The 8,915-nt window shown below is 47.0% G+C and carries 10 protein-coding genes (1 of these 10 running past the window's edge); all 10 read right to left on the bottom strand.

The window, feature by feature from the left end; all coding sequences use genetic code 11:
• Positions 1-236, bottom strand: the 5' end (the start) of a protein-coding gene (gene lysS, locus DESDI_RS00465) for a lysine--tRNA ligase (protein ID WP_015260675.1). Its footprint begins 1,231 nt before the window's first position; only the first 236 of its 1,467 coding nucleotides appear in the window; the start codon lies at positions 234-236; its stop codon lies off the left edge, out of view.
• Between the two features lie 326 nt (positions 237-562).
• Complete coding sequence (greA, locus tag DESDI_RS00460; RefSeq protein WP_015260674.1) at positions 563-1,033, bottom strand: transcription elongation factor GreA; 471 nt, start codon at positions 1,031-1,033, stop codon at positions 563-565.
• A 216-nt stretch (positions 1,034-1,249) separates the two neighbouring features.
• Entirely contained in the window at positions 1,250-2,215 is a 966-nt protein-coding gene (dusB, locus tag DESDI_RS00455; RefSeq protein ID WP_015260673.1) for a tRNA dihydrouridine synthase DusB, read from the bottom strand.
• An 18-nt stretch (positions 2,216-2,233) separates the two neighbouring features.
• Positions 2,234-3,010, bottom strand: a complete 777-nt coding sequence (locus DESDI_RS00450; RefSeq protein ID WP_015260672.1) for a type III pantothenate kinase — start codon at positions 3,008-3,010, stop codon at positions 2,234-2,236.
• Between the two features lie 93 nt (positions 3,011-3,103).
• Positions 3,104-4,084: a biotin--[acetyl-CoA-carboxylase] ligase gene (locus DESDI_RS00445; protein ID WP_015260671.1), complete on the bottom strand. Its 981-nt coding sequence runs from the start codon at positions 4,082-4,084 to the stop codon at positions 3,104-3,106.
• Complete coding sequence (gene nadC, locus DESDI_RS00440; protein WP_015260670.1) at positions 4,074-4,958, bottom strand: carboxylating nicotinate-nucleotide diphosphorylase; 885 nt, start codon at positions 4,956-4,958, stop codon at positions 4,074-4,076. The genes DESDI_RS00445 and nadC overlap by 11 nt, the downstream gene beginning before the upstream one ends.
• Entirely contained in the window at positions 4,924-6,543 is a 1,620-nt protein-coding gene (gene nadB, locus DESDI_RS00435) for an L-aspartate oxidase (RefSeq protein ID WP_015260669.1), read from the bottom strand. The genes nadC and nadB overlap by 35 nt, the downstream gene beginning before the upstream one ends.
• Positions 6,544-6,740: 197 nt before the next feature.
• On the bottom strand, positions 6,741-7,124 hold the full coding sequence (gene panD, locus DESDI_RS00430; protein ID WP_015260668.1) for an aspartate 1-decarboxylase: 384 nt from the start codon (positions 7,122-7,124) through the stop codon (positions 6,741-6,743).
• Positions 7,125-7,973, bottom strand: coding sequence for a pantoate--beta-alanine ligase (panC, locus tag DESDI_RS00425; protein ID WP_015260667.1), 849 nt, complete (start codon positions 7,971-7,973; stop codon positions 7,125-7,127).
• Between the two features lie 21 nt (positions 7,974-7,994).
• The gene (locus tag DESDI_RS00420) at positions 7,995-8,873 is read right to left on the bottom strand and encodes a Rossmann-like and DUF2520 domain-containing protein (RefSeq protein WP_015260666.1); all 879 of its coding nucleotides are present in this window, start codon (positions 8,871-8,873) and stop codon (positions 7,995-7,997) included.
• Positions 8,874-8,915 lie beyond the last annotated feature (42 nt).

Raw genomic sequence — 8,915 nt, 5'->3', positions numbered from 1 at the left:
TGTATCTGTCCACTAAAATCCTGTACATGCGTAAATATAACTTTACCTTGGTCCCTTTTGGACATCATACGGCCTGCAATCTTGACTTCTTGACCTTCTAGAGCCTCGAAACCATCCAAAATTTCCTGGGCCATATGTGTTCTCTGATATTGATCCGCATAGGGCTCTACTCCATATTCTCTTAACTGAGCAAGCTTGTCCAAGCGTACCCGCCAGAGATCATTCACTTCATCCATCAATCATACCCCCAACAGTAGTTCCTTTTATAATTTTACCAAAACCAAGTGGCAATAAACAACATTTCCAGTCAAAAAGTTTTACTCCGCCACCACTGATGGTAAAACAAAGTGTCGGCAAGAGCTCTTGCCGACTTATCATTATACAAAACTTGGCTGACGCGACGAAAGCACTGCTTTCGCACTTGTTGTCCGGAGACGACGGCGACTGCCCAAGCTGCGATATACTATCAACCGAAGGCACCGCCTTCTGGTGTATTATAAAACATCGGCCTATCAATGGCCTTCACTAAAACCCAGACTCGCGAGAATACATAGCTTACAGATTAACGAATATCAAGAATCTCATAGTGGAGAATACCGGCTGGAACATTAACTTCCACGATAACTCCTTTGGGTTGACCCAAAACAGCTTTTCCTACTGGCGATTCATTGGAAATTTTATTGGAAGTCGGGTCCGCCTCTGCAGACCCGACGATGGTATATTCCTCTTCATCACCGTAATCTTTATCTCTCAGAACCACTGTTGTGCCGAGAGCGACAATTTCACTGCCTTCTAAATCGTCGATGACCCGAGCATTTCTCAACATTTTCTCCAGAGTAATAATACGTCCTTCAATAAAAGCTTGTTCATTTTTGGCGTCATCATACTCTGAGTTTTCGCTGATATCGCCGAACTCGATGGCCTGCTTAATTCGCTCTGCCACTTCGCGTCGCTTTAAAGTCTTTAGAAGTTCTAGTTCTTCTTCTAATCTTTTCAATCCTTCAATGGTTAAAATTACTTCCTTTTCGGCCATTCACAATCCGCTCCCTTTTCTCATCCTACGCATGGCGCTTCTTCTCTTGCGCTTCATTTAAAATTAGGGCCTTAATTCCATAATATGTAAACATAGCTATTTACATTACTCGTATTATATGTTCACTTCAAAATATTGTCAAGGTTCCCGCGAAGTCCCTTTCCGACGATTTTCTGTTACTAATATGCTCTAATATTCTTCCTGATACAATTTTGCTTATACATTTTCTTTTAAAATCCTTTGGAATAAATCCTTCATTGCGCCGGATGTTTTGGTTTGCATGATTTGGTCACGCAATAATGCTGCATTACGAATTCCTTTAATGTACCAGACAGCATGCTTACGCATTTCGTTCAGGCCAACTCGTTCCCCCTTATATTTTAGGACCCGCTCAAAGTGTTCCGAAGCTACCCGAATTTTCTCCTCTAGGGAAGGTTCTTCTCGTAGGATTCCCTGATTTAAAAATTGGTCTATTTGCGGAATAAGCCAAGGATTTCCAAGAGCACCTCTGCCTACCATCACACCATCGCAGCCTGTTTCTCTTAGGATCTTTTGGGCATCCTGAACAGAAAAAATATCCCCATTGGCGATGACAGGGATTTTTACACCTTCTTTTACTTTCCTGATCCAATCGCGATTAGCTGTTCCAGAGTAAAATTGCTCACGGGTTCGGCCATGCACACTGACCATTTGGACGCCGACACTTTCCATACGTTTAGCTAATTCAGGTGCGATAATCTCATCTTCTGTCCATCCCAAACGCATCTTAACCGTCACAGGAACTTCCACTGCTTTAACAACGGCTGCAGCGATCCGTTCAGCTAAGGGAAGGTCCCTCAACAAGGCTGAGCCTTCCCCATTTTTGACAATCTTAAGGGTCGGACATCCCATATTAATATCAATTATGTCGGCATCTCTCGCCACAGCTAAGGTTGCCGCCTTCGCCATGACTTCTGGTTCCGAGCCAAAGAGCTGAACAATCCGTGGGGAATCCTCCCCTGAGAGATCCAACATCTCTAGGGTCCGCGAATTCAGATAGGTTAAGGCTTTATCACTGATCATCTCTGTCCAGACATGACGTCCTCCCACAGAGCGAACTGTCTCTCGAAAGGCCTTATCTGTAACTCCTGCCATCGGAGCAAGAAACACGGGTAATTCAAAATCAAAATTTCCTAAACGCATAGTTCTCCAATCCACCTATCAGGGAAGTTGATTAAAATTCTTTTCGTAGATTAACAGTAAACCCTCCAGGGTCAAGAAGGGATCGACTTGCTCAATTTCCTCTGAATCCTCCTTGATTAATTCCGCCAAACCTCCCGTAGCGATGACTCGTGTATCAGGCCCTAACTCTTCTTTCATGAGGGCCACGACACGATCGACCTGGCCGGTATAACCATAATAAATACCCGACTGCATTCCCGCTACCGTATTCTTAGCAATGACATTTTTGGGCCTTAGAATCTCAATTCGGGGAAGCTTCGATGCTCGTTGAAACAAGGCTTCAGTGGAGATACCTATTCCAGGAGCAATAGCGCCGCCCAAATACTCACCCCGCCTAGAAATAGCGCAGAAGGTTGTCGCGGTACCAAAATCGACAATAACCAAAGGGCCACCGTATTTATGGTAGGCTGCAACGGCATTAACTATTCGGTCCGCCCCGACTTCTCGAGGATTATCGTAAACGATTGGCATACCTGTCTTTACTCCGGGTCCAATCACCAAGGGTTCCACACTGAAGTATTTCCGTGCCAGAGACTCCAGCGTCGGCATCACCGGAGGGACGACGGAAGACATTACAACCGCTTTAATCTGTGAGAGATTTAGCCCATTAAGATCAAAAAGGTTTCTAATGATGACTGCATACTCATCCACTGTTCGGGATTTATCTGTGGAAATGCGCCAATGATGAATGAGCTCTTTCTGATCGTATACTCCCAAAACAATATTTGTGTTTCCTACGTCAAACACTAGAATCATCGTCATTCTCCTTAAAATAAAATCTTATTCCAGACGACTACACCGCTGAATTCACTTCAATTGAAGGGACCTCAAACTATTCCTACGAGCTTGTTAATTAGGACTATACTGTCCCTCCGCTCTTAGGGTCACTTCCCCCGAAGAAAAAGCCATTTCCCGGCCCTCATGGCTAAGGATGAGCTCGCCATTCTCGCGAATCCCCTTAAAAACTCCTGTATAGACAGTCCCAGCTCTGTCAATGCGGACTGGTTGGTTGATGCCTACAGCAAAAGAGGTCCAACGTCGGATAAGGCCCTGAAGATCGCCCTGTTCTAAAGAATGAGTTTCCTTTTCCAGATTGTAAAGAAAGGTGGCCGCCAACCCATTGAGATTGACCTCCTGCCCCACTATTTCCAGTAGCGTCGTCGCGGCTAGCTCAGGGCTAAGCTGTTGCAAGGGGAAATTGGCGTTCACTCCAACCCCCAAAATGAGACTTTGCACCGCATTCCACTCGCCGGCGACTTCCCCAAGAATTCCGGCAATCTTTTTCCCTTCATAAACCAGATCATTGGGCCATTTAATTCCCACTTCTAATCCATAAAGCTCCTTAAAGGTTTGAGCTAAGGCGACCCCGGTACTCAAGGTTAGCTTAGCAGCATCAGCTAAGCTCAGTCTGGGTTTTAGTAAAATGCTCAGCCAAACGCCTCCCTGCGGAGATTCCCACAGGCGCTGCATCCGTCCATGACCAAAATTCTGACGCTTCGCGATAACCACTGTACCATGCTCCGCATCTTGCAAAGCGAGACTCTTGAGCCAGTCGTTAGTAGAAGGTAACTCTTCAAAAAGAAGGAGTCGCCTCCCTAAGGCCTCTGTTCTGAGGTCTTGCTGCAAGGCCCATTCATCCAGGGCCGAAGGAGTCTTCAAGAGTCGATACCCCCGCCTGGTTTGACCCTCTATGTCATACCCCGCTTCCTTCAACCCTTGAATCTGCTTCCAGACAGCTGCCCGAGTGATGTTGAGAGTATCGCTAATGCTCTCTCCCGAAACATATTCACCTTGCTGATGCTTCAATAGGTCCAAAATCTTATTTCGCACAATTCTCTCCATTTTCCCAGCGTTCCTTCGTCTGAGCTTTGATATCACCGATATCTAAGGAAAAGTCCAGCGCTTTGACAGAGTGGGTAATAGCCCCGATGGAGATTACATCCACCCCGGTTTCGGCTACTGCTCGTACGGAGCCCTTCTTGATGCCACCGGAGGCTTCCAGAATAGCCCGACCATTAACTATATTAACCGCCTTGTGCATTTCCTCCAGATTCATATTATCCAACATAATGACCTCAGCTCCCGAAGCTACAGCTTCCTCCACCTGCTGGAGGGTCTCACATTCCACTTCAATCTTCACCATATGTCCAATCTGGTGCCGAGCCGCTTCTACTGCCGGTCGAATTCCTCCGGCTGCCGCAATATGATTATCCTTAAGCATGACGGCATCATAAAGGCCAAAACGATGGTTCTGTCCACCGCCCATCCGCACAGCGTACTTTTGCAACATTCGTAAACCCGGTAGGGTTTTTCTGGTATCTGTAATCCGAGTAGGGAGTCCTTCACATTCCTTCACAGCTTGATAGGTAGCCGAAGCCACACCCGAAAGATGCTGTAGAAAGTTTAAGGCGGTACGCTCCGCACTGAGAATAGATCTTACCGGACCGGTAATCTCAATAACAACGGTCCCCCGCTCGATTTTTTCTCCATCCTTGGCGAGAATTTTGACATCTAATTGCGCATCCACGGTTTTGAAGATTTGCTTCGTCACTTCTAGACCGCAAAGGACGCCTTTTTGTTTAGCATATATCTTAGCCCGAGTCCATGCCGTTTTGGGAAAAATAGCTGCACTTAAATCCCCTGTCCCTAAATCCTCCTGTAAGGCCTGTTCAATCAGCTCTTGATACTGGAATGCTGCCAACATCGTTAATCCCCCTTATTTGAATGGAATGGTTGATAGTATGGGCATAGCCTTCAGGATAATCTGAACGATAATGGCCCCCCCGGCTTTCTTGACGGGCCACCGCGGCCCGAGCAACACAGACTCCTACAGCTAAGAGATTTTTAATCTCTAATTCTTCGATTTCCCTCCCCGGGTGAAAGGTGCTATCCCATTGGTCAAGAAGGTTAATAGCCTTCTCTAGGCCTTCCTTCTCCCGGATGATACCAACATACTCCCACATGACTTCTTGGAGGTTCTCTCGCTCAACATGAGCCTTAGAGTGAGACTCCAACCCATCTTCTGGATCCATGACAACATCCCTTACTTGAGGACTGGGATGAGTAGAAGATTGAGCCCTCTTCACAATATCCTCGACGATGCGTGCGCCAAAGACCAGCCCATCCAGCAAGGAGTTACTGGCCAAGCGATTAGCCCCATGCACCCCATTGCAGGCACACTCACCACAGGCATACAGATAAGGGAGGCTTGTCCTACCCTGTTGATCTGTACGGACCCCGCCCATCATATAGTGAGCGGCGGGAGCTACAGGAAGCAGATCCTCTAACACATTTATCCCATAATCTAGGCAAGTCTGGTAGATTAAAGGGAACCGTTGAGTCACCTTTTCCAGTCCAATAGGGCGAAAATCTAAGAACACCTGACCCTTAGCTCGTTCTCGCCAAATCGCCCGAGCCACCACATCCCGAGGAGCTAATTCCTTACCTGGTACATCCTCCATAAACCGCTCCCCATGAGCGTTCACAAGATGAGCTCCTTCTCCGCGTACGGCTTCAGAAATCAAAAAGCGCTTTGCTCCAGGTATGAAAAGAGCAGTGGGATGGAATTGCACAAATTCCATATCCATCATTTGTGCTCCCGCCCGATAAGCCGCCGCCATACCGTCGCCCGTCGCTACCCCCGGATTTGTAGTATAACAATAAAGTTGCCCTAGGCCACCCGTGGCTAAGACTACTGCTTTAGCTAAATAGATCTCCAACTTGTGATTCTTACCGTTTAGACTCAAGGCGCCAATAACTTCACCTTGACTATTTTTTAAGAGATCCAGAAAAAATTGCTCTTCCCTTACGAGGATTCGCTCTCGGCCAAGGGTTTGAGCTACCAAGGCCTTTTCGATTTCTTCCCCTGTTGCATCACCATTGGCATGGAGAATCCTCCGCCGACTATGGGCCGCTTCTCGGGTGAAGTTCAACCGACCGTTCTTTTGATCGAAATGAGCCCCCATGCGAATCAATTCCTCAACCCGTAGCGGACCGTCTTCAACTAAAGCTCGTACAGCATCGGCTTCACACAATCCAGCTCCGGCATACAAGGTATCCTCATAGTGCAAAGATGGGGAATCCTCCTCCTCCAGAGCTACCGCAATTCCCCCTTGAGCATGCTTGGTATTGCTTTCCGGAAGGCCCTTCTTGGTTAATACCGTCACATCAAAATGCTCACTTGCCTTAAGTGCCGTATATAAGCCAGCGATTCCGCTCCCCAGAACCAATACCCCGGTGGAATGCACGCGTACTTCCTCCAAGTGCCACGGCACTAAAAATCGTCTCATATTTATCCCCCTGCCCAGCCAAATTATCCCTTTATTCTCTGTTTTCTATTATAATACTAAGTTCAAATACAAAACTGAAAACTTTAACACTAATCTCTAACCTTGTAGTAATCATTCCACTTTCATGAAACAACTTGCCATTATGTCATCCTAGGGATAATAAAAAATCCAGATTCGGGCCTAGACCCAAGACCTACTTAAGTCTCACTGCCATGAATCTCTTCGTGGGCAATCTTGACCGGGTCATTATTCTCATCGACAAAAATAACCTTTGGCAGATAGCTCTTCGCAGCTTCATCAGTGAAAATGCCATAGGAAATTATAATGACTTCATCCCCCACTTGTACTAAGCGAGCTGCCGCGCCGTTGAGACAGATCTTACGCCCTCCTCGTGCTCCTGGAATAACATAGGTCTCCAGTCGAGACCCATTGTTATTGTTAACAACCTGCACCTTTTCATTAGGCAAAATATCTGCAGCCTCGAGTAACTCCTCATCAATAGTAATGCTACCCACATACTTTAGATTAGCTTCTGTAACTGTGGCCCGATGAATCTTGGATTTCATCATTGTACGGAACATTTATAACCCCTCCAAAACCTTATTATCGATCAAGCGCGTAGAACCAAAACGCACGGCTAAAGCAATCAGAACCTTTCCTTGGAGTGTTGCTAGAGCACTTAAATCATCTGCCGAACGAATCTCGACATAATCCACTTCTCCAGATGTTTCATTCGTTATCTTGGCTTTAATCTGCTCGGCGATAACCTGAGCACTCCGCTCCCCCTGGTGCACCCACTTTTCTGCTTCTGTCAAGCTCCGCTGGAGCACCAACGCTTCTGTCCTCTGTTCCGGAGTCAAGTAGACATTCCTCGAACTCATGGCCAGCCCATCTTCTTCTCTGACAATAGGTACCGCAATCACTTCCAAGGGGAAATTCAAATCCTGAACCATTTGACGTACAATCAGGTACTGCTGATAATCCTTCTGACCAAAATAAGCCCGATCGGGTTGAACACAATGTAATAGCTTGCTGACCACTGTAGTCACTCCTCGAAAATGTCCTGGACGAGAAGCGCCGCAAAGGGTATCTCCCAGCTCACCAACCTCCACATAGGTTAGGTTTCTCGTGGGGTACATCTCGTCAACTTCAGGGTTGAATATCATATCAACCCCTGCGCCTGCTGCCTTTTGAGCATCTTGCTCCAAATCCCGCGGGTACCGGGCAAAATCCTCATTAGGGCCAAACTGTAAGGGGTTCACAAAAATGCTCATCACCACGAAGGCCCCGCTTTTCTTCGCTTCCTCTACTAGGGTTAAATGCCCTTGATGCAAAAATCCCATCGTAGGCACTAAGGCGATGCTTCTTCCGTTGGCCCGTTGGTCTTTAACGATTTGTCGAACCTCCGAAATGAGTTTGCAGATTATCATCTTCCATACTTCCCTTCCCGACTAGCGCTGTAATTTATCTTGTTCGGCAAATAGCCTATTCATCTCTTCCCACGACTCTTGAGCATAAGCTCCCCCGGTCATTTCCATCTTCCGTCGTCCTATTTCCAAGGTATAAAGCCCTAAGGCTCGGTACACCGAATCGATGTCGGCTGGCATTTGGTCAAGATGCCCTCGAATCACATCCGCATCCCCTCTGGCAATAGGTCCTGTCAGGGCTTGGGGCAGGCCTACATTCTCTAAGTTTTGAATAGCTCCTTTCATTAAGGGGAGCAAGCTTGCCAAGGCTTCCTTTTCATTTATGCCAACCTTTTCAAATAAGCGAACCGCCATACCTGCTAAGGTCACAAGATAATTAGAAGCAACCACTGCCCCGGCATGGTATAGGGGCTTTTGCTGAGGGTCTAGCCGATGTGGAATTCCTCCCAAGTGAGTCACAATCTCAACACCGATATCTTCCTTATCACCCTCGATACCAAAGTGTGTTCCCGGAATCAGATCCACCGCTTGCTCAATCCCTGCAAAGGCTTGTAAGGGATGAAGGGATAAATAATTGATTGGCAAATTTCCATTCACTTGCATCACTCTGGAGCTCGCAGACCCCGAGCAGTGAATCCAGATTTGTCCCTCTTTATAGAGGCTTCTTTGGACTAGCTCCTCGGCGGCGACCCGAATCATTCCATCTTGAGTTGTAATGAAAACAAGATCCGCTTCAGCAATCCATTCCTGCAAAGGACGCTTCTCCCAGTTAAGATGGTGACAAAAACGTTGGTAGGATCTCTCACTTCGTGTATGTACCCCAACCAAACGATATCCCGCTTGTTCCAAGCGAATAGCTATCGCTGTGCCAACGATTCCTGCTCCGATGATGCCAAACTTCATCTGCCTCTCCTCCAATAAATAAAAAGCACCCCACAAACGTGA

The sequence above is a fragment of the Desulfitobacterium dichloroeliminans LMG P-21439 genome (genome assembly GCF_000243135.2).
GTDB lineage: Bacteria > Bacillota > Desulfitobacteriia > Desulfitobacteriales > Desulfitobacteriaceae > Desulfitobacterium > Desulfitobacterium dichloroeliminans.
The sequence above is the reverse complement of the archived record's forward strand: the minus strand, read 5'-3'. Positions and strand labels throughout refer to the sequence as shown.